This window comes from Tepidiforma bonchosmolovskayae, assembly GCF_008838325.1.
Lineage (GTDB): Bacteria > Chloroflexota > Dehalococcoidia > Tepidiformales > Tepidiformaceae > Tepidiforma > Tepidiforma bonchosmolovskayae.
This window is the reverse complement of sequence record NZ_CP042829.1, coordinates 2,570,402-2,596,720: the sequence shown is the minus strand read 5'-3', so window position 1 is coordinate 2,596,720 and position 26,319 is coordinate 2,570,402. Positions and strand designations below refer to the sequence as shown.

At 69.1% G+C, this 26,319-nt stretch carries 25 protein-coding genes, 3 tRNA genes and 1 other RNA gene; 10 read left to right on the top strand and 19 right to left on the bottom strand.

Translation table 11 applies throughout. The features are described from left to right. Position 1 precedes the first annotated feature (1 nt). Both Tbon_RS12935 and Tbon_RS12930 read right to left on the bottom strand, forming a co-directional pair. Positions 2–952 (bottom strand): dihydroorotate dehydrogenase, encoded by a 951-nt coding sequence (locus Tbon_RS12935; RefSeq protein WP_158068078.1) that lies wholly within the window; start codon positions 950–952, stop codon positions 2–4. Positions 953–1,030: 78 nt separating this feature from the next. Next, entirely contained in the window at positions 1,031–1,249 is a 219-nt protein-coding gene (locus Tbon_RS12930; protein WP_158068077.1) for a hypothetical protein, read from the bottom strand. Between the two features lie 228 nt (positions 1,250–1,477). Here Tbon_RS12930 and Tbon_RS12925 point away from each other — a divergent pair, with 228 nt between their 5' ends. Both Tbon_RS12925 and Tbon_RS14015 read left to right on the top strand, forming a co-directional pair. After that, on the top strand, positions 1,478–2,545 hold the full coding sequence (locus Tbon_RS12925; protein ID WP_192497993.1) for an Mrp/NBP35 family ATP-binding protein: 1,068 nt from the start codon (positions 1,478–1,480) through the stop codon (positions 2,543–2,545). A gap of 400 nt (positions 2,546–2,945) precedes the next feature. Further along, positions 2,946–3,677, top strand: coding sequence for a LabA-like NYN domain-containing protein (locus Tbon_RS14015; protein WP_225734643.1), 732 nt, complete (start codon positions 2,946–2,948; stop codon positions 3,675–3,677). 12 nt (positions 3,678–3,689) lie between these two features. Here Tbon_RS14015 and Tbon_RS12915 read toward each other — a convergent pair whose 3' ends face one another. Both Tbon_RS12915 and Tbon_RS12910 read right to left on the bottom strand, forming a co-directional pair. Next, positions 3,690–4,100 (bottom strand): Zn-ribbon domain-containing OB-fold protein, encoded by a 411-nt coding sequence (locus Tbon_RS12915; protein ID WP_158068076.1) that lies wholly within the window; start codon positions 4,098–4,100, stop codon positions 3,690–3,692. Positions 4,101–4,102: 2 nt separating this feature from the next. Further along, complete coding sequence (locus tag Tbon_RS12910) at positions 4,103–5,296, bottom strand: thiolase C-terminal domain-containing protein (protein ID WP_158068075.1); 1,194 nt, start codon at positions 5,294–5,296, stop codon at positions 4,103–4,105. 121 nt (positions 5,297–5,417) lie between these two features. On the opposite strand from Tbon_RS12910, the gene Tbon_RS12905 reads away from it, so the two are divergent. Together Tbon_RS12905 and rph are read left to right on the top strand one after the other, a co-directional pair. After that, the gene (locus tag Tbon_RS12905; protein ID WP_158068074.1) at positions 5,418–7,742 is read left to right on the top strand and encodes a DNA internalization-related competence protein ComEC/Rec2; all 2,325 of its coding nucleotides are present in this window, start codon (positions 5,418–5,420) and stop codon (positions 7,740–7,742) included. A gap of 65 nt (positions 7,743–7,807) precedes the next feature. Further along, entirely contained in the window at positions 7,808–8,542 is a 735-nt protein-coding gene (gene rph, locus Tbon_RS12900; protein WP_158068073.1) for a ribonuclease PH, read from the top strand. Here the strand turns inward: rph and Tbon_RS12895 are convergent. Next, complete coding sequence (locus Tbon_RS12895; RefSeq protein ID WP_192497992.1) at positions 8,530–8,859, bottom strand: HIT domain-containing protein; 330 nt, start codon at positions 8,857–8,859, stop codon at positions 8,530–8,532. The two genes, rph and Tbon_RS12895, sit on opposite strands and share 13 nt — an antisense overlap. 70 nt (positions 8,860–8,929) lie before the next feature. Between Tbon_RS12895 and Tbon_RS12890 the strand changes: the two genes are divergently transcribed. Beyond that, positions 8,930–10,216, top strand: coding sequence for a DUF1015 domain-containing protein (locus Tbon_RS12890; protein WP_192497991.1), 1,287 nt, complete (start codon positions 8,930–8,932; stop codon positions 10,214–10,216). Between the two features lie 46 nt (positions 10,217–10,262). Here the strand turns inward: Tbon_RS12890 and Tbon_RS12885 are convergent, their stop codons facing one another. After that, positions 10,263–11,654, bottom strand: coding sequence for a class II fumarate hydratase (locus Tbon_RS12885; protein WP_158068070.1), 1,392 nt, complete (start codon positions 11,652–11,654; stop codon positions 10,263–10,265). A gap of 93 nt (positions 11,655–11,747) precedes the next feature. Here Tbon_RS12885 and Tbon_RS12880 point away from each other — a divergent pair. From Tbon_RS12880 to Tbon_RS12870, 3 genes are all read left to right on the top strand, one after another. Continuing rightward, a tRNA-Val gene (locus Tbon_RS12880) sits at positions 11,748–11,824 on the top strand. 50 nt (positions 11,825–11,874) lie between these two features. Continuing rightward, a tRNA-Leu gene (locus Tbon_RS12875) sits at positions 11,875–11,961 on the top strand. A gap of 10 nt (positions 11,962–11,971) precedes the next feature. After that, positions 11,972–12,047, top strand: a tRNA-Arg gene (locus tag Tbon_RS12870). Between the two features lie 58 nt (positions 12,048–12,105). On the opposite strand, the gene Tbon_RS12865 is transcribed toward Tbon_RS12870, so the two are convergent. From Tbon_RS12865 to Tbon_RS12825, 9 genes are all read right to left on the bottom strand, one after another. Further along, on the bottom strand, positions 12,106–13,365 hold the full coding sequence (locus Tbon_RS12865) for a sodium:calcium antiporter (RefSeq protein WP_158068069.1): 1,260 nt from the start codon (positions 13,363–13,365) through the stop codon (positions 12,106–12,108). A gap of 39 nt (positions 13,366–13,404) precedes the next feature. After that, complete coding sequence (locus tag Tbon_RS12860; RefSeq protein ID WP_158068068.1) at positions 13,405–14,097, bottom strand: CehA/McbA family metallohydrolase; 693 nt, start codon at positions 14,095–14,097, stop codon at positions 13,405–13,407. A gap of 71 nt (positions 14,098–14,168) precedes the next feature. Beyond that, a complete protein-coding gene (locus Tbon_RS12855) occupies positions 14,169–14,588 on the bottom strand; it encodes a hypothetical protein (RefSeq protein WP_158068067.1) in 420 nt (139 codons plus the stop codon). Continuing rightward, complete coding sequence (ispE, locus tag Tbon_RS12850; RefSeq protein WP_192497990.1) at positions 14,585–15,454, bottom strand: 4-(cytidine 5'-diphospho)-2-C-methyl-D-erythritol kinase; 870 nt, start codon at positions 15,452–15,454, stop codon at positions 14,585–14,587. The genes Tbon_RS12855 and ispE overlap by 4 nt, the downstream gene beginning before the upstream one ends. Beyond that, positions 15,447–16,280, bottom strand: a complete 834-nt coding sequence (gene rsmA, locus Tbon_RS12845) for a 16S rRNA (adenine(1518)-N(6)/adenine(1519)-N(6))-dimethyltransferase RsmA (protein ID WP_192497989.1) — start codon at positions 16,278–16,280, stop codon at positions 15,447–15,449. Before rsmA ends, ispE begins: the two co-directional genes overlap by 8 nt. 28 nt (positions 16,281–16,308) lie before the next feature. After that, positions 16,309–17,778: a ubiquitin-like domain-containing protein gene (locus Tbon_RS12840; protein WP_158068064.1), complete on the bottom strand. Its 1,470-nt coding sequence runs from the start codon at positions 17,776–17,778 to the stop codon at positions 16,309–16,311. Positions 17,779–17,844: 66 nt separating this feature from the next. Continuing rightward, positions 17,845–18,107, bottom strand: an RNA gene (gene ffs, locus Tbon_RS12835) — signal recognition particle sRNA large type. 53 nt (positions 18,108–18,160) lie between these two features. Next, positions 18,161–18,679 (bottom strand): acetyl-CoA carboxylase biotin carboxyl carrier protein subunit, encoded by a 519-nt coding sequence (locus Tbon_RS12830; protein ID WP_158068063.1) that lies wholly within the window; start codon positions 18,677–18,679, stop codon positions 18,161–18,163. Further along, a complete protein-coding gene (locus Tbon_RS12825; protein ID WP_158068062.1) occupies positions 18,661–20,211 on the bottom strand; it encodes an acetyl-CoA carboxylase biotin carboxylase subunit in 1,551 nt (516 codons plus the stop codon). Before Tbon_RS12825 ends, Tbon_RS12830 begins: the two co-directional genes overlap by 19 nt. A gap of 120 nt (positions 20,212–20,331) precedes the next feature. On the opposite strand from Tbon_RS12825, the gene Tbon_RS12820 reads away from it, so the two are divergent. Beyond that, a complete protein-coding gene (locus tag Tbon_RS12820; RefSeq protein WP_158068061.1) occupies positions 20,332–21,876 on the top strand; it encodes an L-aspartate oxidase in 1,545 nt (514 codons plus the stop codon). Next, on the top strand, positions 21,869–22,723 hold the full coding sequence (gene nadC, locus Tbon_RS12815) for a carboxylating nicotinate-nucleotide diphosphorylase (protein WP_158068060.1): 855 nt from the start codon (positions 21,869–21,871) through the stop codon (positions 22,721–22,723). Before Tbon_RS12820 ends, nadC begins: the two co-directional genes overlap by 8 nt. Here nadC and Tbon_RS12810 read toward each other — a convergent pair. The 4 genes from Tbon_RS12810 to Tbon_RS12795 are packed head-to-tail and all read right to left on the bottom strand — an operon-like array spanning position 22,720 to position 26,283. After that, the gene (locus Tbon_RS12810) at positions 22,720–23,640 is read right to left on the bottom strand and encodes a sugar phosphate isomerase/epimerase family protein (RefSeq protein WP_158068059.1); all 921 of its coding nucleotides are present in this window, start codon (positions 23,638–23,640) and stop codon (positions 22,720–22,722) included. The genes nadC and Tbon_RS12810 overlap by 4 nt on opposite strands. Next, positions 23,637–23,945: a hypothetical protein gene (locus tag Tbon_RS12805; protein WP_158068058.1), complete on the bottom strand. Its 309-nt coding sequence runs from the start codon at positions 23,943–23,945 to the stop codon at positions 23,637–23,639. The genes Tbon_RS12810 and Tbon_RS12805 overlap by 4 nt, the downstream gene beginning before the upstream one ends. Next, the gene (locus tag Tbon_RS12800) at positions 23,945–25,132 is read right to left on the bottom strand and encodes a M50 family metallopeptidase (protein WP_158068057.1); all 1,188 of its coding nucleotides are present in this window, start codon (positions 25,130–25,132) and stop codon (positions 23,945–23,947) included. The genes Tbon_RS12805 and Tbon_RS12800 overlap by 1 nt, the downstream gene beginning before the upstream one ends. Beyond that, positions 25,129–26,283, bottom strand: a complete 1,155-nt coding sequence (locus Tbon_RS12795; RefSeq protein WP_225734642.1) for a 1-deoxy-D-xylulose-5-phosphate reductoisomerase — start codon at positions 26,281–26,283, stop codon at positions 25,129–25,131. Before Tbon_RS12795 ends, Tbon_RS12800 begins: the two co-directional genes overlap by 4 nt. Between the last annotated feature and the right edge of the window lie 36 nt (positions 26,284–26,319).

The following is a 26,319-nucleotide window of genomic DNA, read 5'->3' as shown; positions in this document are numbered from 1 at the left end:
GTCAGGCGACCGTTGCCGGCCGGGCGCAGCCGACGATGTCCGCGAGGCGCGTGACACCATTCGCGGCACACCACGCCTCCAGCCCGTCGATGATATCGAGCAGCGCCCGGGGATTGGCGAACGTGGCAGTCCCCACCTGCACGGCGCTCGCCCCGGCCATGAGGAATTCAAGCGCATCACGGGCCGTGGCGATGCCTCCGCACCCGATTACGGGGATTCGCACGGCGCCCGCGACGTCGTAGACGATGCGGAGGGCGATCGGCTTGATGGCCGGACCGCTCAGGCCGCCGCGGGCCCGGGGCAGGACCGGTCGGCGGCGCTCGATATCGATCGCCATGCCGAGCACGGTGTTCACGGCGCAGATCGCCGCGGCGCCCTCGGCCTCGCAGGCGAGCGCCAGCTCCACCGGGTCGGTCACGTTCGGCGTCAGCTTCACGATGACGGGGAGGTCGGTGTTGCGGACCGCCGCGCGCGTGGCGCGGGCGGAAGCCTCGACGCTCTGGCCGATCTCCATGCCGCCGGTATCGACGTTCGGACAGCTAATGTTGAGCTCGATGGCTGCCACCCCCGGCACACCGTCAAGCATGCGCGCCATCTCGCCGAACTCTTCGACGGTGTCGCCGGCGATGTTGACGACGACCGGGGTATCCCAGCGGGCCCACTGGGGCGCCAGCTCGTCGATGCAGGCGCGGATGCCGACGTTCTGGAGGCCGATGGAGTTGAGCATGCCGGCCGGGGTCTCGGCGACCCGCGGCTGGCGGTTGCCGGCGCGGGGCTCCATCGTGACGCCTTTCGAAACCACGGCGCCGAGACGTTCGATGCCTTCGCGCCCGAAGTGCTGCTCGAATTCGAACCCCCAGCTAAACGTCCCGCTGGCCGGCATGACCGGATTGCGCAGGAGGAGCCCGCGCTTCTGCCCGGGCGCGAGGTCGACGGAGAGGTCGATATCCACGCGCTCAGTGTACCCCGCGGCAGCGCGAAGGGCCGGGCTTGCGCCCGGCCCCTGTCGCTGGACTTCCTGCGGGGGTTCTCAGGAGTCGGCTGCGCGCCGCCCGCGGTAGCGGGACCCGTTCAGGCTGAAGCTGTCGCTGTCCCAGAGCGGGTCTTCGGAGGAATTGCGGAAGTCGCGGACGAGGCCGCACCGCTTGCAGCGGCCGGTGCTCACCGCGCCGTTCGGGGTTTCGATGACCCAGTGGTGCCGGCAGAGGGCCTGCCCGGTTTCTGCCGTCGTGGTAGGTGCTTCTGTCATGCGTGCTCCGATCATGTGCTTACCGGTCGGTAATCGCCAGTATACCATTGTGCGGGGGCGCAGCACCACGCTACGGCGTCACCCAGAAACTCGCGGTAAATGCCCTGCCTCCGTTTGGCCGGGCTGGAGAAACCCGATACGATCAAGATGCTGCTGGCACCGGCCCGGTTCGCGGGATGGCCGGGCGAGAGACCCGCATTGCCAGCTCAGCAGAAAGGCGCGTCGCCGATGTCCTCTGCAGCAATCATCGACCGCGATGCGGTCGTCGCGGCGCTTGAAACGGTCCACGACCCGGAGCTGCACGCCTCCATTGTTCGCCTCGGGATGGTGAAAGACCTCGCGATTGAAGGCGGGCGGATATCCCTCACGATCGAACTGACGACCCCGGCCTGTCCGCTGCGCCAGACGATCGAACAGGACGTACGGGGCGCTCTTGCTTCTGTCCCCGGCGTGGAAGATGTCGTCATCTCATGGGGCGCACAGGTGCGGGCTTCGAACCCGCGCGAAGGGCAAAAGCCGATCCCGGGTGTGCGCAACATCATCGCGGTCGCCTCGAACAAAGGCGGCGTCGGGAAGTCAACTGTCGCCTCGAATATCGCTGTGGCCCTCGCCAAAGCCGGTGCAAGCGTTGGGCTGATCGATGCCGACATCACCGGGCCGAACCTGCCGACCATGTTCGGCCTCCCGGCCGGCCTGCAGGCCGGGTCGAACGAGGGACTGAAGCCGGTCGAGCGGTACGGCGTGCGCGTCGTGTCGATCGGGTTCCTGCTGCCGCGGGGGACGCCGGTGGTTTGGCGCGGGCCGATGATCGGCAGCGCTGTCCGACAGCTCCTGCACGACGTCCCGTGGGGCGACACCGACTACCTCGTCATCGACCTGCCGCCAGGCACGAGCGACGCCTCGATGAGCATGGCCCAGGATGCGCCGATCACCGGAGTCATCATCGTGTCGAGCCCGCAGGCCGTCTCGGTCGAGGATGCGATGAAGGCCGTAGCGATGTTCGAGAAGCTCGGGGTGCCGGTCTTCGGCATGGTGGAGAACTTGAGCTACTTCGTGGCCCCCGACACGGGCAAGCGGTACGACATCTTCGGCCACGGCGGCGCTCGCGAAGCCGCCGAGGAGCTCGGCATCGACTTCCTCGGGGAAATTCCCATCGAGCCCGGAGTCCGCGAAGGCGCGGACCGCGGTGTCCCGGTGGTGTACGGCGCGCCCGAGAGTGAATCGGCGCGCGCCTTCGACCGGATCGCCCGGAATGTGGCGGCCCGGATCAGCGTTTTGCAAAGGATGGGTGGGTAACCCCAGCTACATGGCGTTGAACATCTTCCCCAGGCGGGAAAAACCCGCCGCACCGGCGGCAGAGCCGACACCGCCTCCTCCCCCTGAACCGTCGAGCGAGGTGCTCGAAGACCCCAGGCCGCGACGGCGGCGCTCGTCGCGCCGGTCCGCGGCCGAACAACCCGCGGCTCCCGCGACTGAGCAGCGGGCTGACGCCGCCGCGGCGGAGCCCACGGCGCCTGCTCCGGCCGCCGTCGAGCCGCCGGCGCAGGAGGCCGCTCCGGCGGCCCGCCGGCGGCGCTCCCGCGTCGCCACGATTGTCGAAGAACCGGCGGCGGCTCCCGCAGCAGCGCCGGAACCGCCCGCGTCGGCCCCGGTCACGGTCCCGGCGCCTGCCCGCGTTGTGCGGCGGGCCGGGCAGTTGCAGCGCGCGGCCGAGCCCGAGCAGGCCGCACCGGCCGAGCCTGCGGCTGTCCCGGCGGCCCGGAAGGACCGCACGTCGGCACCGCTCCCGGCCGAAAAACAGCTCGCCCAGCTGGCGCACGAAGTCTCGGCGCTGACTCGCACGCTGGAGGCGCAGGCCGCGCAGCTCGCGCAGCTCGTACGGGTGCAGGAGGACCTGGCGCGCAGGGTCGCGCATGCACCGGGCGCCGCGCCCGCAGCGGCACCGCGGATCGGCGTCTTCGTCGACGCTGCGAACATCGAGCTGGCTCTCGACCGGCTGAAGCACCGGGTCAACTGGAAGAAGCTGCTGGACTACCTCTCGGAGGGTCGGCAGCTCGTCCGCGCTGTCGCGTACTCCCCGGTGCACGAGGACCCCGGCGTGAGCATCGAGACCCAGCGGTTCGCCGAGCCGTTCATCGACCAGGGCTTCCGGGTGGTGCGGAAGCCGTTCAAGCGCTTCTCCGATGGCACCATCAAGGCGAACGTCGATATCGAAATGGCGCTCGACATCATGGAGATGCTCGACCGGCTCGATGTCGTCGTCCTTGTCTCGGGCGATGGGGACTTCGAGCGGCTCGTCGAAGTCGTCCAGGCGAAGGGCGTCAGAGTTGAGGTCGTGTCGGTCGGCGGCAGCACGGCATCGAACCTGCGGCACGCCGCCGACCGTTTCATCGACATCCAGGCGATCCTGCCGAAGGTGCGGGCCTGACGGCCGGCAGCCTCAGGCGGGTTCGAAGACGGGAATCGAAATCCCCGTCGACTGATCGAGCCAGGTCACCCTGACGCGCTGGCCGATGAAGATGTCCTTCGTCGGGTCGGCCACGTTGACGATGTTCGTCAGCATCCGGAACCCCTCATCGAGGTCGACGTAGGCGACGGCGTAGGGGCCGAGCTCGGCGAAGGCCGGGTGGCGGTTGAGGCGGACGACGCTGAACGTGTAGACGGTGCCCAGGCCTTTCGATTCGCGCCACTCCAGGTTCGACGAGCCGTTTTTCGGGTTGTGGCGGCGCGGAAAGAAGACCACGTCGCCGGTGTCGCGGTCGACCTGGTAGAGCAGCCGGTGCTCCTTCGTTGCTTCCCAGAACGGCTGGGTATCGGGCTCGGGGAATCGCGGTTGGGGACGGTCAGGCATGGTCAATCACCTGCGAGGACGATGGTGCCGCCGGTGTGGCTGGTGGCGAGCATCCCGCCATTGCCATGCGCGACGGCGAGGCGCGCACCCGGGACCTGCGAGGTCGACTCGCCGCGCAGCTGGCGGGTCGCTTCGATGAGGAGGAAGATGCCGCGCATGCCGGGGTGGTTCGAGCTGAGCCCCCCGCCGTCGGTGTTGAGGGCCGGCTTCAGCGGGCTATCGAAGCGGAGGCGCTGCTCGGAGACGAAGGCCCCGCCTTCGCCCTTCTTGCAGAAGCCCAGGTCTTCGAGCATCACGAGGACGGTGATGGTGAACGAGTCGTAAATCATCGCGACGTCGATTTCGTCGGGGCGGACGTCGGCCTCGGCCCAGGCGCGCGGAGCAGATTGCGCCGCGGCGCTGATCGTGATGTCACTGCCGTTCTCGGAATAGCTTGTCGCCTCTCCGGCGCCGATGATCCAGACGGGCTTCTTCCGGCAGTCGCGGGCAACCTCGGGCGCTGCAATGACGACCGCGCCGCCGCCATCGGACACCATGCAGCAGTCGAGCAGGTGGAGTGGATCGGCGATCATGCGCGAATTCACTACGTCGTCGACCGTGATTTCACGGATGTCCTGGAATTCAAGGTCGGTCATCGCCTGGACAGCCTGCGGATTCCGCATCGCGTGGGCGCGGGTGGCAACGGCGATACGGGCGAGCTGCTCGCTCGTCGTGCCGTACTGGTGCATGTGCCGGCGCGCGACCATTGCATAGTTGGCGATGAGCGTCATGCCGTACGGGTCGGTCATGTTCGAGAGCGGGCTCGGCGCACCGCCGCCCATCCCGGGCATCGTTCCGATGCGGCGCGCGTCGCTGTGCGCCGTCGAACCGTAGGTGAGGAGGGCGACCCTGCAGCGGCCGGCAGCGATGTCCCGCTTCGCGTGGGCGGCGTGGAACTCGTAGGAGCTCCCGCCGACGGCGGTGGTATCGATGACGTTCGGCCTGAAGCCGAAGTACTCCGCGAGGCTCAGGCCGGCCATCCCGGCACCGTCCTGGGCGTCGTACAGCCCATCAACGTCTTTCCAGGAAAGACCGGCATCCTCGAGCGCCCGGGCGGCGCACTCCGCTTTGATCTGCAGGGGCGTCACGCCGGGGGCCTTCCGCTTCGGGTATTCGTAGATTCCAACGATTGCGGCATCTCGCCGCTGTGTGACCATGCAGCTGCTCCTGTCTGCGCCAAGAGTGGGGACGGTTTCGCCGCCGGACTCTACGGACGCCCACAGCGCCCGTCAAACCGGGCTGCGGAGGCCCCTCCGGTTCTGCTAGCCTCGCCTGCCGATGCTGCTCATCATCCTTGCGGCCGCCTGGATTGCGGGGCTGCTGCCGGTCGGGCTGTGGGGCGCGCCGTGGTGGCTGGGCGCCGCCTGGGTGGCGGCACCGGCCGCCGCGCTGGCGGCATGGCGGCAGATTTCCTGGCCGACCGCGGCAGCCGGGGTCGTGCTCGCCGCGGCTGCAGGAGCGCGTCTCGCAGGGGCGCTGCAGCCTGAGGTGATCCCGGTATCGGAATTCACCGGAAAAGAGGCGACGCTATTCGGGACCGTCGTGAGCGAGCCCGACCCCGGCGACCTCACGACCGCGTACGACATCCGGGTCGACCGGCTCGTGCTCGAGGACGGGACCACCGTCGAGCAGGCGGGAACCGTCAGGGCATGGCTCCACCAGTACGCGAAGTACCTGCCAGGCGACCGGGTCCGGCTCGAAGGCGAGCTGAAGGCGGCGCCGGTCTTCGACGACTTCGATTACCGTGCGTACCTCGCCCGGCAGGGCGTCGGCGCTGTTCTGTACCGTCCAAAGGACACGCTTGAGGCTCCGGGGGAACGGAGCGCCGGCCGCGAGCTGACGCGGGCGCGGCTGGCCCTCGACCGCTCCCTCCAACGAGCGCTCCCCGAACCTGAGGCGTCCCTCGCCGGGGGTATCGCATTCGGACGGGACGGCGGCCTCCCGCGGGACGTCGTCGAGGCGTTCAACCGGAGCGGGCTGCGGCACCTTGTGGCGGTGTCGGGCGCGAATCTTGTGCTGGTTGCGGCCCTCACGATGGCAGCTGCCGTCCGGCTCATCGGCCGGCGACGGGGCTGGCCGCTCGCAGCGGTCGCGGTTGCAGGGTACGTCGCGATTGCCGGCTTCGAACCGAGCGTGGTGCGGGCGGCGGTCATGACCGCCGTGTTGTTCGCGGGGGAACTTATCGGGCGTCCCCAGAGCGGGATGCCCGGCCTTGCCGCCGCCGTTATCGTCATCACCGCCGGGTGGCCGCGGCTTGCCGTTGACCCCGGGTTCCAGCTCAGCGCGGCAGCCACTGCCGGCCTGATTGCCTTCGGGCCGTGGCTCCGTCATGGCGCCGAGTCGGCGCGGCGCTGGTGGCCGGTCAGCTGGCTGCCCGGCTGGCTCACCGACGTGGCGGCGCTTTCGCTGGCCGCCACCATCGCCACCACGCCGATAACGTGGGCGCATTTCGGCTCCGTCTCGCTCATCGGGCCGCTCGCGAACGTGCTGGTGCAGCCGGTCGTCGCGGTCGCGTTCTGGGCCTCCCTGGCGACTGCGCTGGCAGGAGCGGCCGCGCCGGGAGCCGCTGCAGCGGCGGGCGCAGCCGCCTACTACCCGCTCGCCTTCATCCTCGACACCGCGCAGCTCGCTGCCAGCCCCGGCTGGGCAGCCCTCGAATCCGGGCGGCTGAGCCCGGGGACAGCCGCACTCGCAATGTCGCTCCTGGCGGCCGCCGCGCTCATCGCCTACCGCTACCTCCCCGACACGCGCGAACTCCCCGAAACGGTGCGGAGCCGCGCGGTGCTGGGCAATCGGCTGCTGGTCGGCGGGGCAACGGGCGCGCTCGTGCTCGCGATAGCGCCCGGCATCGACGGGCGCCCCGGGCACCTCCGCATCGACATGCTGGACATCGGGCAGGGGGACGCCATCCTGCTCACAACGCCAGGCGGCGCGCAGGTGCTGGTCGACACCGGGCCGAGCGGCCTCCGGCTCGCACGGCAGCTCGGCGCCGTGATGCCGCACTGGGACCGCACGATCGAACTCGTCCTCGTGAGTCACCCGCAGGAGGACCATATCGGGGGGCTGCCGGCACTGGCGTCGCGCTACCGGGTGCGGACCGTCGTCACCACAGGCGACCGGAACGATACCCGCACGGCAGCCCTGGCGACAGCCGCGGTCGAGGACCGGGAGAGCGTCGCCCGGGCCGGAGACCACTTCTCGGTCGACGGCGTCCAGTTCACGGTGCTCTGGCCGCCGGAAGGCGGCGGTGGGTCGCTCAACCAGCGGTCCCTGGTGGTGCTGGTCGAGTACGACGGCGTCCGGCTGCTGCTCACGGGCGACAGCGAGGGGCCGGCCCAGCGGGCGCTTCTTGCGGCCGGGCTTGAGCAGGTCGACATCCTGAAAGTGCCCCACCACGGTTCACGGACGAGCGACCCCAACTTCCTCGCGCTGGCGAATGGCGGCCTGGCGCTCATCAGCGTCGGAGCGGGCAACCCGTTCGGTCACCCCCACCCGAGCACCCTGGCTGCGCTCGAAGGCGCCACCGTGGTACGGACCGACGCCGACGGCCGCATCCGGGTCGACGTGGAGGGAGGGCGTATCCGGGTGCGGACGGAGCGGTAGCGGCTTTGCCCGGGAGCGGGCCCGCGGCTACCCTCGGAGACGCCATCCTGCTCCCGGAGCCCATCATGACCACGCGCATCGATGGGCGCGCTCCAGACGAGCTGCGCCCCGTGCATCTTGCCACCAATGTTCTCGACTTTGCCGAAGGGAGCTGCCTCGTCGAGTTTGGGCGAACGCGCGTCCTGTGCGCCGCAAGCGTCGAGGACCGGCAGCCGCCGTTCCTGCGGAACACTCAGAGCGGCTGGGTTACCGCCGAATACGCCATGCTGCCCAGGGCAACTCACACCCGCAGCCAGCGCGAGGTAGAGCGCGGACGGCCGGGCGGCCGCACGCAGGAGATTCAGCGGCTCATCGGCCGCTCGCTGCGGGGCGTGGTCGACCTCGAGCTGCTTGGTCCGCGCACCATCACGCTCGACTGCGACGTCCTCCAGGCCGACGGGGGCACGCGGACGGCCTCCATCACCGGGGCGTACGTTGCGCTTCGGCTGGCCGTCCGGAAGCTGGCAGCAGCCGGCCTGGTCAGCGAGGCGTGCATCCTCTCGCCGGTGGCTGCTGTCTCGGTTGGTATCGTCGGCGGCGTGCCAATGCTCGACCTCTGCTACGAGGAGGACTCGACCGCAGAGGTCGACTTCAATGTGGTGATGACCGGCGAGGACGCCTACGTCGAGGTCCAGGGCACCGCCGAGGGGAAGCCGTTTTCGCGTGCCGCCATGGATGCCCTGCTCGACCTTGCCCGGCACGGCATCGGGCAGCTCTTCGCGAAGCAGCAGGAGGCGCTGGCCGCCGCTCAGCCCACGTAATGGCCGAGGAACGTGCCGCCGAGAATGTGGAGGTGGCCGTGCTCCTGGCTCTGCATCGCGTCGTACCCGAAATTCGAGAGCAGGCGGAAGCCGCCCGGGCAGAGCTGGCGTCCGATCTCGGCCGCGATGGGGCCGACCTTTCCCATGTGATACGCCCAGAGTTCGGCCTGCGTGGTGTGCTGCTTGGTCATCGCCAGCAGCATAACGGGGACCCAGCGCAGGATATTCTGGATAACGATAATTTCGTCATCCTCGTAAATGATATTCGCGGGCTCCTTGCCCGCGACAATATTGCAAAAGACGCAGTATGTTGGCATGGGGATTCGGATCTTACCGGTCCGGCGCCCCGCCGAACAAACGACCACCACGACCCGACCGGGAGAGACGATGCCCCAGTTCATGCCGTTCCGCGGACTGCGGTACACGCCGGCCGCCGGCCCTCTCGATGACCTCCTCGCACCGCCGTACGACGTAATCACGCCTGCGATGCAGCGGGCGCTCGCCGAGCGGAATCCATGCAACGCTGTGCACCTCGAACTCGCCGATGGCGGCGAAGAACGGTATGCCCGGGTGGCGAGCCTCCTGCGCGACTGGACGGAGCGGCAGCTGCTGGCACGCGACCCGGCGCCGATGCTCTACGTCTACGAACAGGAGTTCATCGAAGGCGGGCACATCTACACCCGGCGCGGCGTCATTGCGGCAGTTGAGGCCCAGCCGTGGGAGGCCGGCGGGGTGAAACCGCACGAGTTCACGATGTCGGGCCCGAAGGAGGACCGCCTCAAACTGCTCCAGGCCACAGGCGTCCAGTTCAGCCCGGTGTTCTGCATCGCCCGGGACCGTGCAGGGCAGCTGCGGCAGTTCATCGAGCGGGTCATCGCGGAGCTGCCCCCGACTGCCGTTGCCACCAGCTTCGAAGGGGACCACCATCGCTTCTGGGCGGTCGAGGCCGGGAGTTACGAGATGCGCCAGCTCGCGCCGCTCCTCGCCGAGTCGTTCTACATCGCCGACGGGCACCACCGGTACGAGACAGCGGTGAACTACCGCAACTGGCGTCTCGCGCAGGGCGAGCTTCCCCCGACGCACCCGGCGCGCTTCACGATGGCGGCCATCGTCGCTGCCGACGACCCGGGGCTGGTGATTCGCCCAATCCACCGGCTCGTCCCGCGCCCGGCACCGGCAGACTGGCGCCGGCGGCTCGGTGACGCCTTTGAAATCGAACACGTCAAGCTCCCCGAGGGCGAACCGGAGCGGACCGAAGCGCTGATGGCGCTCCTCGAAACGTGCGATACCGTCGCCCTCGAACTCGAGCCCCGCCAGGTCTACGCCCTCCGCCGGCGGCCTGGGGCAAGGCTCGCCGGCAGCATCCCCGCCGGGCGGTCGGAGGCATGGCTGGGGATCGGACCCAACGTCCTGCGCTACGGCGTGCTCGAACCGCTCTGGAACATCTCCGACGAGGACCTTGCTGCCGGCGCCATCGCATACACCCACGACCTCGAGGAGGTCTTCGCCTTCCTCGACGACCGCCCCGGGAGCTCCGCTGCATTCCTGCTGAACCCTGTCAGCATCGAAGACGTGATGCGGCTCGCGGACCAGGGTGAGCGGATGCCCCAGAAGTCGACCTTCTTCCACCCGAAGCTGGGCACCGGGCTGGTCTTCTACCCGCTGGAGCCGTAGCCGGGGACGGCCTGGCGGGAGACGTCCCCGGCGGCTGGCGCGAGGGTCAGTTCCCGGTCATCCGCCGGACATCGAACAGCCGGTCCAGCTCACGGTCAGGCAGCCCAAGTTCGCGGCGGGCTGCCTCCCGGATGGTCAGCCCCTCCCGGAGCGCCAGCTTCACGAGCTCGGCGGCGCGGTCATACCCGATTTCGAGGGCGAGCGGCGTTGCGATGGCCAGCCCCTGCTCGACGAGCTGCGGACCGCGGTCGGTGGCGCGGATGCCGGCAATGCACTTTTCGGCGAAAACGGCGGCGGCGTTGCCGAGGAGCTCGATGGACTCCAGCAGCGCCGCACCGGCGACCGGGAGCATCGTATTGAGTTCGAAAAATCCCCACTGGCCTGCCATGCTGATCGTGGCATCGTTGCCGACCACGCGCGCCGCAACCTGGACAACCGCCTCGGGGATGACGGGGTTCACCTTCCCCGGCATGATGCTGCTCCCCGGCTGGAGGGCCGGGAGTTCGATTTCGCCGAGCCCGGCGCGGGGCCCGCTGGCCATCAGCCGGAGGTCGTTCGCAATTTTGACCAGCGCGACAGCGGCGGTACGAAGGTGACCGCTTGCTTCGACGATGCCGTCGATCGATGACTGCGCCTGAAAGTGGTTGGTCGTCTCGACCAGCTGCACCCGCGCGACTTCGGAGACGTAGGCCAGGACGCGCCCGGCGAACTCAGGGTGCGTGTTGAGCCCGGTGCCGACTGCGGTTCCCCCGAGGGCAACCTCGCGGAGCGCTTCGCCGGCAGCCGTGACGCGGCGCCGCGCACGCTCGACCTGGCCGGCGTAGCCCCGGAACTCCTGGCCGAGCCGGATGGGTACGGCGTCCATCAGGTGGGTCCGCCCCGTCTTGACGACGCCGTCAAACTCATTCGCTTTCGCCTGCAGGGCGGCCTCCAGCCGGTACAGCCCGGGCAGCAGGTGCTCCCGGATGCGGCGGACGGCAGCAAGGTGAATGGCCGTGGGGATAACGTCGTTCGATGACTGCCCGCGGTTGACGTGGTCGTTCGGGTGGACGGGCCGGTAGACGCCGCGGGGGCCGCCGCCGAGCAGCTCGTTCGCCCGGTTGGCGATGACCTCGTTGACGTTCATGTTGCTCGAGGTTCCGGACCCGGTCTGGTAGACGTCGACCGGGAACTGGTCGTCCCAGCGGCCTTCCGCCACTTCCGTTGCGGCGGCCATGATGGCGCCAGCGAGGTCCGGCTCGAGCAGGCCGAGCTGGCGGTTGGCCCGGGCCGCGCCGGCCTTGAGCAGCGCCAGCGCGTGGATGATGTGCAGCGGAAACCGCTGGCCGGAGATGGGGAAGTTCGCCACGGCACGCGCCGTATCGATGCCGTAAAGGGCATCGCGCGGAACAGGGAATTCGCCAAGAGCGTCGCGCTCGATGCGGATCGATTCGTCCATGCGGGTCACTGTAGCAGCGGCGGCATGCGGAGGGGAGGCCGTGAGGGAAGCGGTTGAACAGGCTGGCCGCCGGGCATAGACTGAGAATCCGGCGGGTGGTTAGCTCAGATGGTTAGAGCGCGTCGTTCACACCGACGAGGCCACTGGTTCGAGTCCAGTACCGCCCACCAGTCGATTCTCGGTTGAACGGGGTGTCCGGGGGGCCGATAATCGTAAGAGTGCCGAAGTGGCGGAATGGCAGACGCGCTACGTTCAGGGCGTAGTGCCCCCTGTGGGCGTGTGAGTTCAAATCTCACCTTCGGCACCACGTTTTCTTTGCGCCCGTAGCTCAGGGGATAGAGTGTTGGGTTGCGGACCCAAAGGTCGGAGGTTCGAATCCTCCCGGGCGTACCACCCCTGCCTTCCACGTCGAATGGCCGCCCGCGGAGGCGGCCTTCGCGATCCGGCGAACCTACGGGACGGGGTCCGGGTCGCGCGCAGGGAGTTCGTGTTCCGCTCCAGGCAGCTCACGGCCGCGCATGATGGCGAAGGCATCGCGCGCGGTTCGGGGCAGGTCGCGCCAGTTCCAGGCCAGCAGGACGAGGCAGAGCGCCGCGTAGGCCATTCCGTAGAGCACGCGCGCGTGCTCGTTCGTGATGAACAGCTGGGTCGCGAACAGCAGGAAGAGCGCGGCGGCCTCGACCCGCGACATTTTCAGATTCGCGAACACAGCAATGGCAAAGGCGCTCTGCGCAGCTGTCAGGAAGATTTCGTCGCGCTGGCGCGCATCCAGCGGCAAGCCGATGGTCCACCCGAAGTCGCCCGCTGAGACGAGGAATGCGACCGGGAGCGTCCCGATGAGGAGCGTCCACTGGTTGACCTTGGAGGAGATGAGAACGCCCATGCCCGCGGCGGCACGTCCGCGCCATGCGAGCAGGCAGGCGACCAGCACCTCGGGTGATTCAGAGGCGAGCGGTGCCAGCCACTGGATCAGGAAAAATTCGCTCACACCGAACTGCTCACCGATGTGGACGAGCGACTCCGCAAACGGCTCGGCAGAGGCGAAGATAGCCGCCGCGCTGTAGACCAGCAGGACGACCACGACCGCTCGCCGGGGCGCATTCTGGAGGGCCCCGATGGCGCGAGCCGGCCCAACGAGTTCCACCTCCTCCGTCTCGACCCGCGAGGTGAAGAACATGTACATCACAAAGAGCGACACGAGCACGATGGTGTCGATGACGCTGACGTGGCTGCGGAGCGGGATAAAGATGACGTAGGCCGTGGCCGCTGCCAGGAAGGTGAGTTCGAGGCTTCGCTCGCGGTCTACGATGAGCTCCTTGATGCGTGTGCGGTAGAAGAACAGGAAGAAGACGAGCGGCCAGCCGATACCGATGAGCAGCCGGTTCCCTCCCGTCATGTTGGCGACGGCAAGCCCGCGCTCGGCCTCGGCGGGGTCAGCGCCGGCCTTCCAGGCAAGAACAAAGTCGACGGCGTACTCGGGCAGGACCGCGATGATGGCGATGATCGCCAGCGCGAGCCCCTGCGAGATGTCCATCTCGGCAGTCTCGGCGCCCCAGCTCAGGAGGAAGGCAGCGGCGAGGATGGCGAGCCCGAAGATCGCGGCGCCGGCGACCGCGGGGGGATGGTAGCCTGCAAAGCGGAGGGCAATGCCGGGCGCGCAGGCGGTGGCCATCGCACCGATGGCAAGCCACGCGCGCCGGTCAGCGCCCACGGGCCACCTCGCAACCGGCTATGGCGTCGGGAGCGGCGTTCATTCGTAGAACGGGATGGGCTCGGCGGTCTCCCAGTAGTTTTCGAGCTTTCCCTCGGGGAGGCCGCGCGCCGGGTAAAACCTGCCCTTGTGGAGCTGGTCGACCATGTGCTCCTGGCTCAGGAGCTCCTCTTCGAAGACCGCCGTGAAGTAGCCGATGCCCTGGGTGCTGTGGGCATCGGAGCCGCCGGTGCCCGGCTTGCCGAGCACCTTCGCGACCTGGAGGGCGAAGTAGTTCTCGCGCGGGGTGTTGCAGCCGTTGAGGACTTCGATGGCATCGACCAGCTGGAACACCGGCAGCCTGGCGGCTTCCTCGGGGGTCAGCCTGAACGGCTCCTTGCCCTCGCGCTTGAAGTGTACCGGGTCAAAGAAGTGGCGGAAGGGGTGCGCGACGATCAAGAAAGCTCCCTGCTCGTCGGCCACCTCGCGGAGCTTTTCGAGGCGGCGGATGCCCGGTGCGTACCCCTTCAGCCCGATGGCGAGGATGTGCCCCATATCGGTGGAAACTTCCATGCCGTTCGAGACGAAGATGCCTTCGTGCTTCTTGCGGAAGGGGTTGAGGTCCCAGGGCTCCCACATCCGGTCGTGCTCGGTGATGTTCACGCCGGTCAGCCCGACGCGGCGCGCCTCGGCGATGAGGTCATCGGGGTCGAGCATGGAATCCGAGGCGCCCCGGGTGGTATGCAGGTGCATGTCAATGATGGTGCCCGGCAAACGGCGCCCTCCGGAGATTCGTTCGGATTTTCACGAGTGGGGGGAGTATATCACCGCTCCCCGAGGAGGGGCATCGCCCAGCCGAAGAGGACGATGAAGCTCCCGGACATGCCCAGCCACAGCCACCAGAGCCGCCGCGAAATCAGCCAGAGCACCGGCACCGGCAGCCAGCCAAGCGCCGCCACCAGCAGCAGCCAAGGGCCGCTCGGCGCCCCGAGCGCGGGCCGCATCTCGGAGAAATCCCCCAGCAGGTAGAGCGAAGCGAGGACGAGCCCGCCCATGGTCCAGAGAATGCCGGTGCCGATCGAAATCGGAACCGCGAGGAGCGCCCCGGGCACCTCGGGGTCAATGATGCGCTGGACGAACCGCTGAGCCCCGGGCTGCACGGCGATGTAGGTGAGGGCGAAGGTGGAGATGATGGCCATGGCGTAGCCCATCGCCCAGCCGGCAATGATCGTGTTGACCGTCACCGCGCAGCCGTCCGTGTCTCGATGACCTCGAGCCCCGCCTGCCGGGCGCGCTGCGCGACGGCCCGCCCGGACCCGGCCGGTCCGATCCAGAACCAGGTTGGGCCGGCCCCCGTCAGCACAACCGGGCTCCCAATCGCCGCCTCGATCCGCGCACGGTGCTCCTCCAGCCAGGGGAAGACGGCAAGCGCAGCGCGTTCGAGTGCATTGGCGCCCAGCAGGTCCTCGGTCGAAAGGGAGCCGCCGCGGACGCGTTCGAGCACCGAAGAGACCGCAGGCGGGCGCGGGTCAAGTTCCGCCAGCTTCGCGAAGACTGCAGCCGTTTTCCGCTCCACGGCCTCCGTGCCGGCCGGGGGCAGGAAGAGCACAACGTCGTGCGCGCACAGCGGCGGGAGCGGCTCGAGGAGCTCGCCGCGCCCGCGGCCCCGCGCGAACCCGCCCAAGAGGAAGAACGGGACGTCGCTCCCGAGCTCGAGCGCCAGGGCCGGCAGCTTCGGCGCGCTTTCCGGCCAGAGCCGCGCAGCGAGCCGAAGCACGGCCGCAGCGTCGGACGATCCGCCGGCGAGCCCCCCGGCGGCCGGGATCTGCTTGTCGATGCGCAGGGTGTACCGCGGCACAACGCCGGCAGCCGCGGCAGCAAGTTCGAGGGCCCGCCAGGCGAGATTCCCGGGGCCGGCGGGCACGTCCGTCGCGTGCGGCCCCGAAACCTCGAGTCCCGGAGCATCAGCCGGAACGAGTTCAAGCCGGTCAGCGAGTTCGAGCTCGAGAAACAGGGTGTCGAGTTCGTGGTAGCCGTCGGTGCGCCGGCCGAGCACATCCAGCGCGAGATTGACTTTCGCCGGCGCCGGTGCAGCCAGCCGCTCAGCCAACCGCGACCACCTCGCGGCACGCGCGCCGCAGCGCCTGCCACTCCTCGAGGTTGAGCGTCTCGGGGCGGCGCATCGGGTCGATGCCGGCGCGTTCGAGCGCCTCGCGGGCGCCGCCGGGCGGGAGCCAAACACCCCTTGCGAGGCTGTTATGGACCTGCTTCCGCGGGTTGCGGAATACGCGGCTTACGAACTCGAAGAACTCCGGAATTTCGGCCTCAGGGATCCGCGGCTCGGGCAGGATGCTGAGCCGGACCACCGACGACCAGACGGCAGGCGGCGGGTCGAAGGCTTCCGGCGGAACGTCGAAGAGGAGCTCGGGCTCGGCATACACGCGGATGGAGACGGTGTGGAGCGACCATTCGCCCGGCGCTGCAGCCATCTCCCGGGCGACTTCCCGCTGGACCATGACGACCGCTTCCTGCGGGCGCCGGGGATTCTCGAGGATGTTGCGGACGATCGGATTGGCCGCGAAGTACGGAAGATTGCCGACGACCACGAACGGCCTCCCGGGCGGGACCAGCCCGCCAAAGTCAATGGTGCGGGCGTCGCCTTCGACGATGCGCAGCCGCTCGTGCTTGCGGAAACGATTGCGAAGGTGCCCGACGAGCCGGGGCTCGATCTCGACGGCGAGGACCTCGCAGCCCGCATCGAGGAGGGCAGCGGTCAGCTGGCCGGTGCCGGCGCCGATTTCGACCACGAGACCGCCCCCGGGGACGTGCAGCGCCGTGACGATGTCGGCCAGCACCCCCGAATCGCGGAGGAAGTGCTGGCCGAGCGCCTTGCGCGGGCGCGGGCCGGGCAACCGTTCGGATTGGGTACGGGCCACGATTCCATCGTAGGTTGGGCCGCCCGGGTCAGTCGAGGATGTAGATATCGACTGTCCCCGTGCGCCACGGGTTCGGGCCGGCATCCTCGGGAAAGCCGAGGTCGATCTTCGCGCCCTTGATGCCGCCGCCGACGTCGGCCGCCACGCAGAGCCCATACCCGGGCACGACGAACCGGGTGCCGAGCGGAATCACCTGCGGGTCGACGGCGCAAATGCCGCGGTCGACGATGACGCCGGTGGCAGTCCTGCCGTACGCGGGGTCGCCGGGAGCCCAAGGGCCGTGGCTGGCGTTATACCAGGTGGCCCAAACCGTGAGCTTTTTCCGGTACGGACCGGTGTACTCCGGGCTTGCGAGGAAGAGCCCCGGAGCGTCCGCGTCGCGCGTTCCCACCACCTGGCGGTTGGCGACCGGCGCTCGCGTGACGGCCTGGCTGACCACCGTACGCGACTCGAGCACCCCGTTCCGGTACACCGCTTCGACGACGGTGCGGACCTCGCCCGGCCGCCCGGTGATGAGCCGGACATGGCCGCGCGGCAGCGACGGGTCCTCTTCGACAAGCGTCGCCGGCGGCAGCGGCTCGACGACCTCTTCGCGGATCGTCCGGAGAGTCCCAACCACGAGGGTGCTGCCGGCCGGAAGGTACGCGTCCCGCGCATGCGAGAGTTCAACGACCTCGGCCCCCTGCAGGTCCAGGAGGACCAGCACCTCGGCAACCGTGGCCGCCCTGGTGTAGAGCGCCTGCGCCTGGCCGTCGAGGACGACCGTAATGGTGCGCGCGGGCGCCAGGCGGACCGCCATGCCGGCGGTCAGCGGGGTGTCCATCGGCGGCTCCACGAGGTCGGCCTCGCGGACGATGAGCCCCAGGTCCGCGACGAGTTCGCCGACCGTCGCGGCAGACGACTGCACGTCGACGCGCATGGCGTCGATGAAAACGACGTAGCGGCGGGCGCGTTCAACCTCGATGCGGGGCCGGCCGACGGCATTGATGCCCTGCGCGCTGGCAGACGTGAGCCGGACGCCGGAGAGCGGCGTCCCGGGGGTTGCCACGGCGCCGTTCAGGCGGACCCGGTCTCGGGGGCCGAGTTCGACGCCGGCAGAGGCGAGGGCGCCGCCGATCGTTGCCGCGGACGTACGCAGAAGGAACTCCCGGCCGTCGACCACCATCGTCACGTCGCGGGTACGCGGGAGGCCGATGCCGGCGAGCCCGGTGGACGCGAAGGTTCGAGGCCTGCCCGCCTCGGGGCGGTCGAGGCCGGGCAGCGACCAGACTTCGCCGGGGAAGACCGTGTGGTAGACCTGTGCGCCGGCGTCTGAGACGACGAGAACATCGCGGCCCGGGAAGGCTCGGAACCCGGCGATGACGACCAGCGTGAGCGCGACCACGGCGGCCGCGTGGTTGCGCCCGCGGAAGATCCGCGCGCGGGCCCGCCGGACATACGCACGGCGCTCGGAGCGGAGCCGGGAACGGCCCAAGGGCCGCGGCAGGGCCTGCGTCACACGCACTCCTCGTGGATTGACGCGAGCCCGTGCGGGGCCGGGCCGGTCGAAGCGTTGGAAAGGTGGCCGTGCACCTGCTGTCGAACTGGCTCCCGGGCTTGCTCTGCAACAGCCGGCTCAGGCCCGGTTGACTGCGGCACCCGAGGCAAACCCCTTATGGCTGCTTCCTTCCGGACCTGACCAGGTTCGGAGCGCCTCGCCGCGCAGGACCAGACCCTCGGCGCCGACTGAAGAGGACAGTCCCCGAAAGCGCAGCCCTCGAGCAGGAATTCGACCCCGCTATAGCGGATTGCGGGTTCAGGGCACCGCTAGCTCCCCGTCTAGCACAGCCATCCTTACCCTAGCGCCGGCGCCGGGAGGGGGTCAATAGCCCGAATGCGGTTCAGCTGACGTGGAGGGCAACGAGCAGGTCCCCGGCATTGACACGCTGGCCGTTTGCGACGGCGACCTGCTCAACAACGCCGGCCGCGGGCGAGCGGAGTTCGTTGTTCATCTTCATCGACTCGATAACGAGAAGAACATCGCCCTGCGCCACCTGGTCTCCCGGCCGGCAGCGCACCTCGATGATCGAGCCGGTCATCGGCGCGGTGATGCGCCGGAGACCGGTCTGGACCTGCTGCGCGGCCAGTTTCGCGGCCTGCGGGCGCCAGCGCTCGACCTTGAAGTCGAACCCGTGCCGGCCGATGGTGGCGCGGGCGCCGCCGCGGCGACGTTCGAGGTAAATCTCCACGGGCCGATGCTCAAGCATCAGCAGGTACAGCTGCGAGTCGCCGACACGGTGGAGCTCGACCTCGGTCCAGTGTTCTTCGCCTTCGCGCCGGACACGGACGCCCGTTTCGTGCCGCTCGATTTCGTACGCTTCGAACGAGTCCTCGGTGCGGACTAGAAACTTCTCGGCCATCGGCCCATGCCACCTCCTGCGAGGGTCGAAGCGCTCTGCTGGCGCCGCCAGGCGCCGATCTGCGCGCGGTAGCCGTTGGTCGGCGCGGCCTGTCCGTTGAGCGGCCGGTCGCCGGAGTCCCGCTCGCCGACGGTGACCAGCAGGAGGGCAGCGATTTCGGCGGCTCGCCGCTGCTCCTCGTAGTGTTCCTCCGCGAGCACCTGGTTCCGGTCGAGGAAGCCGGTATCGATGTCGCCGGCGATGAAATCGGGGAGGTCGAGGATTTGCTGGAGGTAGGGGATGTTCGTGGCGACGCCGACGACGCGAAACTCGGCGAGGGCGCGCTTCATGCGCTGGCGGGCGCCTTCGCGGTTCCGGCCCCAGGCAGTGACCTTGGCCAGGAGGGAGTCGTAGTACGGCGTCACTTCCATGCCGTCGTAGAGGGCGCTTTCGACGCGGATGCCCGGGCCCGCCGGTTCGCGCGCAAAGACGACCCGCCCGACCGACGGCAGGAAGTTGTTGAACGGGTCTTCGGCGACGATGCGGCACTCGATCGCCCAGCCGCGGGTCAGGAGGTCGGCCTCTTCGTAGGGAAGCTCTTCGCCGGCCGCGACGATGATCTGGTCTTTGACAAGGTCGGTGCCGGTGACGATTTCGGTGACCGGGTGTTCGACCTGCAGCCGGGTGTTCATTTCGAGGAAGTAATGGTGCCCGCCTTCGTCGAGCAGGAACTCCACTGTTCCGACGTTATGGTAATTGGCGGCACGCGCGATGCGCACCGCTGCGCGCGAGAGCGTCCGCCGGAGCTGGGGGCTGACCGCGACCGATGGGCACTCTTCGATGATTTTTTGATGGCGCCGCTGGATCGAGCACTCGCGCTCGCCAAGCGGCACGATGTTGCCGTAGCGGTCGCCGATGACCTGCACCTCGATGTGGCGGACGCGCTTCAGGTTCTTTTCGACGTAGATGGCCGGGTTGCCGAATGCGGCGGCGGCTTCCTGCATGGCGCGCGCGGCAGCGCCGGGAAGCTCTTCGGGCGTCTCGATGAGCCGGATGCCGCGCCCGCCCCCGCCCGCGGCGGCTTTAATCATCACCGGGTAGCCGATGCGCTCGGCGTACGCAAGCGCTTCATCGACCGAGGTCAGCTCGCCGCTCCCTGGCAGCACGGGAACCCCAGCCTGCTCAGCGATGCGGCGGGCCTCGATCTTGTCGCCCAGGCGGCGGATGGATTCCGGCGACGGGCCGATAAAGACGAGGCCGGCCTGTTCGCAGGCTTCGGCGAATTCGGCGTTCTCGGCGAGGAATCCGTAACCGGGGTGGACGGCATCGGCGCCGCACCGCTTGGCGACATCGATGATGCGCTCGACGTTGAGGTAGCTCTGGCGGGCGTCTGCCGGCCCGATGTAGTGCGCCTCGTCCGCATAGCGGACGTGCTGCGACAGGCGGTCCACATCGGAGTAGACGGCCACCGACCGAATATCGAGGTCACGAAGGCCGCGGACGATGCGGAGCGCGATTTCGCCGCGGTTCGCTACCAGGACCTTGGAAAACATCGTAGGGGCCTTTACTTCTCTCAGGAATTTCGATAGCTCCACAGCATACCGGGGCCCGTGCCGACAGGCGAACCGGATGTCGTGTTGGTGGGGACTTCGTGTAGCCCGTACACTAACTGCATGACAGGCGCTCCCGGGACCCGGAGGCGGTACGCGGTCATCGTGGTCGGCAGCGGGATCTCGGGATTGTTCGTCGCACTCGAAGCCCGGCGGCTCGGCCCGGTGCTGGTTCTCACCAAGGGCAGCATCGACGACTGCAACACCCGCTGGGCGCAGGGCGGCATCGCGGCCGCGGTCGGCCCGCTCGATTCCCCGGAACAGCACCTTGCTGACACGATTGCGGCCGGGGCCGGGCTCGTCGACGAAGAAGCGGCCCGCATCCTCTGCTACGAGGCGCCGGCGCGCATCCGCGACCTCGTGCGGTACGGCGTGTCGTTCGACTCGCTGGGCGGCGAGGTTGCGCTCGGCCGAGAGGCCGCCCACAGCCGCGCGCGTGTCCTGCACGCCGGCGGGGACCGGACCGGTGCGGAGATCGAGACGGCGCTTTCGGCAGCCGCGATGGATCCCGCAATCACCATCCTCGACCACACGCTTGTCACGCGGCTGGCGGTCGAGGAAGGCGAGGCGCACGGCGTCGAGGCGGTCCACCTCCAAACCGGCGAGCGGGAGTGGTACGAAGGCGATGCCATTGTCCTCGGCACCGGCGGGGCCGGGCAGCTCTTTTCGCACACGACCAATCCAGAGGTGGCGACAGGCGATGGCGTGGCGCTCGCCTTCGACGCAGGCGCGGAGATTGCCGACATCGAGTTCTACCAGTTCCACCCCACGGCCCTGCGGGTGCCCGGCCTTCCCACGTTTCTGATCTCGGAAGCGGTCAGGGGCGAGGGGGCCGTGCTCCGAAATCTTGCGGGCGAGGCGTTCATGCAGCGGTACCACCCGCTCGCAGACCTTGCGCCGCGCGACGTCGTCTCACGGGCAATCGTCCGGGAGATGCGCCGGGAGGGAAGTGACCACGTCTATCTCGACTGCACCGGGCTCAAGTCCGTCGATCTGGCGGCGCGGTTTCCGGCCATCTTTGCCCACTGCATGGAGGCGGGCATCGACATGCGGGTGGACCCCATCCCGGTGGCCCCGGCGGCCCACTACCTGATGGGGGGCGTGCGGACCGACACCTGGGGCCGAACGACGGTCGCCCGGCTGTACGCGTGCGGCGAGTGCGCCTGCACCGGCGTGCATGGCGCCAACCGGCTGGCGAGCAACTCCCTGATGGAAACCGTCGTCTTCGGCAAGCGGGTGGTGGAGCACCTCGCCGCGGGAGGCGGCGGAGCAGCGCCGGCCACGCCGGACCGCATCCCCTTCCCCGCCCCTGCGACTGCCGCGCCGTCGCACCGCGAGCTCCAGGCGATGATGTGGGAGTGCGCCGGGATCGAACGAGACGGGCCCGGGCTCGAGCGGGGGCTGCGGACTATCGCGGGATGGCCGGCCCGCCTGGCGGCGGTATGCACCCGGGAGGAGTTTGAACGGCAGCAGATGACCACCGTCGCGGCCCTTATGCTCACAGCCGCGTTGCGCCGGACGGAGAGCCGCGGCGGCCACTACCGGAGCGACTACCCCGAGCGCGACGACGCACACTGGCGCCGACGGCAGGTGTTCATCCGTGCTTGATCCGCTCGACCCGGCAGTGATTGAGGCGGTGGTGCGAGCTGCCCTCAACGAAGACCGCGCGTTCGACGATGTTACGACGCTCGCGACCGTGGACCCCGGCCTGGAGGGCAGGGCGACGTTCCTCGCAAAAGAAGGCGGCGTCGCGGCAGGGCTCGACGTGGCGGCGGCCTGCTTCCGCCTCCTCGACAGCCGCTGCCGGTCTACCCCGCACGTGCAGGACGGGGACCGGTTCACCCGGGGGGACCATCTTGCGACCGTCGAGGGACCGGTGCGGGCGCTCCTCCAGGCGGAGCGTGTGGCGCTCAATTTCCTGCAGCGGATGTGCGGCACCGCAACCCTGACGCGGGCCTTCGTCGATACGGTTGCCGGCACCGGCGTCCGCGTCCTGGACACCCGGAAGACCACCCCCGGCCTGCGCGACCTCGAGAAGTACGCAGTCAGGTGCGGCGGCGGCACCAATCACCGGCGCGACCTCGCTGCGATGGCGATGATCAAGGACAACCACCGCGAAGCGATTCGAAGAGAGGGGCGAACACTGGCCGAAGCGGCGGCCGCCATCCGCGCGCTTCGCCCCGGCATCGCGATCGAGATTGAAATCGACCGGCTCGAGCAGCTGGAGGAGGCGCTCGCCGCACAGCCGGAGTGGATTCTTCTCGACAACATGACCCGCGAGGAGATGGCGGAGGCAGTGCGGCGGGTGGCCGGGCGGGCCAGGCTCGAGGCCTCGGGCGGCGTCCGCCTCGACACCGTGCGCGCAATCGCAGAGACGGGCGTCGATGCAATCTCGGTCGGGGCGCTCACCCACAGCGCCCGCGCCCTGGACATCAGCCTCGAGCTCGAGTTTTAGCCGAGCCCGACGCCAGCCAGGAAACCGCGGGCCGCGCGGACCCGCTCGTCGGGCTGGTGCTGGTTGATTTCGAGCGTGAACGACGACAGGTGCCGGATGCCCTGGACGACATACTCCCAGGAGACGTCGCCGTCGCCCGGGGCGCGATGGTCGCCGATGCCTTCGACATCGTGGAGGTGGGCGCCGATGCACCGGCCCGACCAGCGGTCGAGCCAGGCGTGCCGGTCGATGAGTCCGAGCCGGTGGAGCACCTCAGCATGGCCGACGTCGTGCCAGTAGCCGGCCTCCTCGGGCGCGAACCCATCGAGAAGCTGCGCGTACTCGTCGGGGTGCGGGATCTCGTGGTAGTGGTAACGGTTTTCGATGCCGATGGCGATGCCGCGGGGCCGGGCGAGGGCAACCAGCTCCTGGAGCGACCGCCGGGCAGCAGCGAGGTGCGGCCCGGCGGTCGCAGCCCTCCGGGCGATGAGCGCCTCGCGCAGTTCCCTAACCCGTGCGCTCTCCCGTTCCCCGGCGTCGAAGGCGCGGCGCAGGGCAAGCTCTTCCTCGAACTGTTCGGACACCGTGCCCACATGGCCCAGGTGGACGACCACCCGCCGGGCGCCGACCTCGGCCGCCAGGTCGATGGACCGGGCAGCGGCCGCAACCGCCTGGCGCCGCTCATCCTCATCGAGCGCGGCAAGATTCAGGCTCCCGTTGCCCCGCCCGTTTGGGAGCCGTTCGTACGGCGCAGGCTGGTGAATCGAGACGATCGGGAGCACCCTCGCCGCGCGAATGGCGGCGACCTTCGCGGCCGGCGTCGAGTGGCTGATTTCGACGGCGTCGTAACCGGCTTCGGCGGCGAAGCGGGCGAAGCCGGCGCCGTCCTCGAAGCGCGGCTGCTGGGCGAACATCGTCGAAAGGGCGAACTGGCTCATGAGCGCTGCGGCGGCCTCCCGGGCGCCGGGCTCGCGGCCGGCTGCGGCAAACGCGCCCAGTGGCGTGCCGCGAGCAGTCCAAGCGGAACGACAAAGGCGAGCGCGAAGCTCAGCCAGAATCCTCCCCACCCGGTGGCGCCGAGGAGCGGCACAGCGAGCCCGGCAGTGACCCCGGCCGCCAGGCAGAGCGGCAGGTTCCAGAGGCCGGCCCGGCCGCGGGTCGCGACGCTCCACCCGAGCCAGGGCAGAAAGGCGAGCGTAGCCCAGCCCGCGAGGTAGAGGCCGACAAAGATTGCCGTGTACATCAGCTCACGATCCGGGCGATATCGAAGTAGGTGACTACGAGCACGCCGAACAGGAGGAGGGCGAAGCCCATGAAGTGAACCAGCGCCTCCTTCTCCGGCGAGATGCGCCGGCCGCCGCGCAGGATTTCAATGACGACGAACAGCATGCGTCCGCCATCGAGCATCGGGATGGGGAGGGCGTTGAAGATGGCGAGGTTCAGGCTGAGCAGGGCAGCGAGTTCGATGAGCGGCCGCCAGCCCTGCTCGTCGATGATTGCGCCGGTCGTCTCGGCGATGCCGACCGGGCCGGTGAGCGCGGGCTGACCGCTGGACATCGAGGCGCCAGAGGTGCCGGAAATCATCACCCGGACTTCGTTGACCGTGAGCTGGAACGTCTCCCGGAGCGAAACGAAAGCTTTGGGGAAGGCGACCCACGGCCAATCCCAGACTTTTTCCGTGTAGGGGTAGAGCAGCTGGCAGTTCGTCGGGTTGCCGTCGGCGTCGATGGCGCAGGTCGACGGCGCGCCAATCCGGATGCCGGTCGGACCCTGTCCCGGAGGCGGGTCCCAGCGGGCGTAGACGTAGGCGGTAAGGGTCGCCCCTCCGCGATTGATGATCCATTTCTGCGTCTTTCCGAGGTTCAGGCGGTTGGCGTAGACGAGTTCGGACGTGTTGCGGACTTCCTTGCCTTCGACCTCGAGCACGATATCGCCCGGCTGGAGGCCCTGCTTCGGCGCCGAGCCGTCCCGCATGACCCCTTCGACCCGCGCCTCAGCGGCCGGGGAACCCGGTGCAACTTCGATAATCTGCGCCATCGTCAGGGCCCGTTCGCGCGGAACCATGAACCCGACAGCAAGCAGGATGATGGCCAGAGCGAAGTTCATTACAACGCCGGCGGACATGACGACGAGCCGCTTCCAGGCCGCCTGGGCCGCGAGGCTGCGGGGGTCGGACGGGTCCTCCTCGCCGAGGAGGCGGACGAAACCGCCAATCGGAAGCCAGTTCAGCGTGTACTCGGTCTCGCCCTTGCGGAGGAACGTCCAGGCGCGCGGCGGAAAGCCGATGCCGAACTCGAGCACCTTGATGCCGAACGCCTTCGCAGCGAGGAAGTGTCCGAACTCGTGGATGACGACGAGCACGACGAGCATGCCGAGGAACGGCACCGCAGCCTGCAGGATGGCGAGCGGGTCGATGGCGAGAAAGGTCATGCCGGCACCCCCGGGGCTACTGCAGCCGCAATCCGTCGGGCTTCGGCATCGGCCGCGAGCACCTCATCGAGCGATGGGGCCGGGACAGGCTGATGCTGTTCGAGCACCTGTTCGATCACGCGCGGGATATCGAGGAAGCCGATTTCGCGGCGGAGGAAGCGCTCCACTGCAACTTCGTCCGCGGCAGCCATGGCGGCTGGAGCAGTCCCGCCGATGCGGCCGGCCTCCATCGCGAGGCGCAGGCAGGGAAAGCGGTCGAGGTCGGGACGGCCAAAGTGCAGGGCGCCGACGGCGGCGAGGTCGAGGAGCGGCATCGGGGGCTCCGGCATCCGTTCGGGGTAGCTCAGGGCGAGCTGGATGGGAAGGCGCATATCCGGCACGCCAAGCTGGGCCTTGACGCTGCCGTCCGTGAACTCCACGAGGCTGTGCACGATTGACTCCCGGTGGAGCACGACGTCGACGGCGTCCATCGGGACATCGAACAGCCACATGGCCTCAATGGTCTCCATCCCCTTGTTCACCAGTGTGGCGGAATCGACGGTAATCTTGCGGCCCATCTTCCACGTGGGGTGGTCAAGGGCCTGTTCAGGGGTCACGGCGGCGAGCTGGTCGCGGGAGAAGTCCCGGAAGGCGCCGCCGCTGGCCGTGAGGATAATTCGCCTGATTGCGCGCGGCGATTCGCCCCAGAGGCACTGCCAGATGGCTGAATGTTCGCTGTCGACCGGGCGCAGCTCGCCGCCGCCGGCCTGCATCGCCTCCCGGACCAGGTGGCCGGCCATGACCAGCACCTCTTTGTTGGCGATTGCCACGGGGCGGCCGATCCGCAGGGCGGCGAGCGTCGGCAGCAGGCCCGCCGCACCTGCCGTCGCGACGAGGACAATGTCCACATCCGGCGCGACGGCAACGGCTTCGGGACGTTCGACCAGTGCGCCGACGGCGGCCGCGGCCTCCTCGAGCCGGGGCGAGCCCCGTTCGGCGAAGACGTAGCGGGGCCGCAACGCTGCGACCTGCTCTGCGAGGAGGTCGGCGTTTGCGCCGGCAGCCAGCGCGGCCACGGCGAACCGGTTCGGGAATCGGGCGATGACATCGAGCGCCTGCCGGCCGATCGACCCGGTCGAGCCGAGGACGGCGACGCGCAACGGGGGCTTCACTCCCTGATCGTACGGCCGGACGGCGGGCGGCGGCCA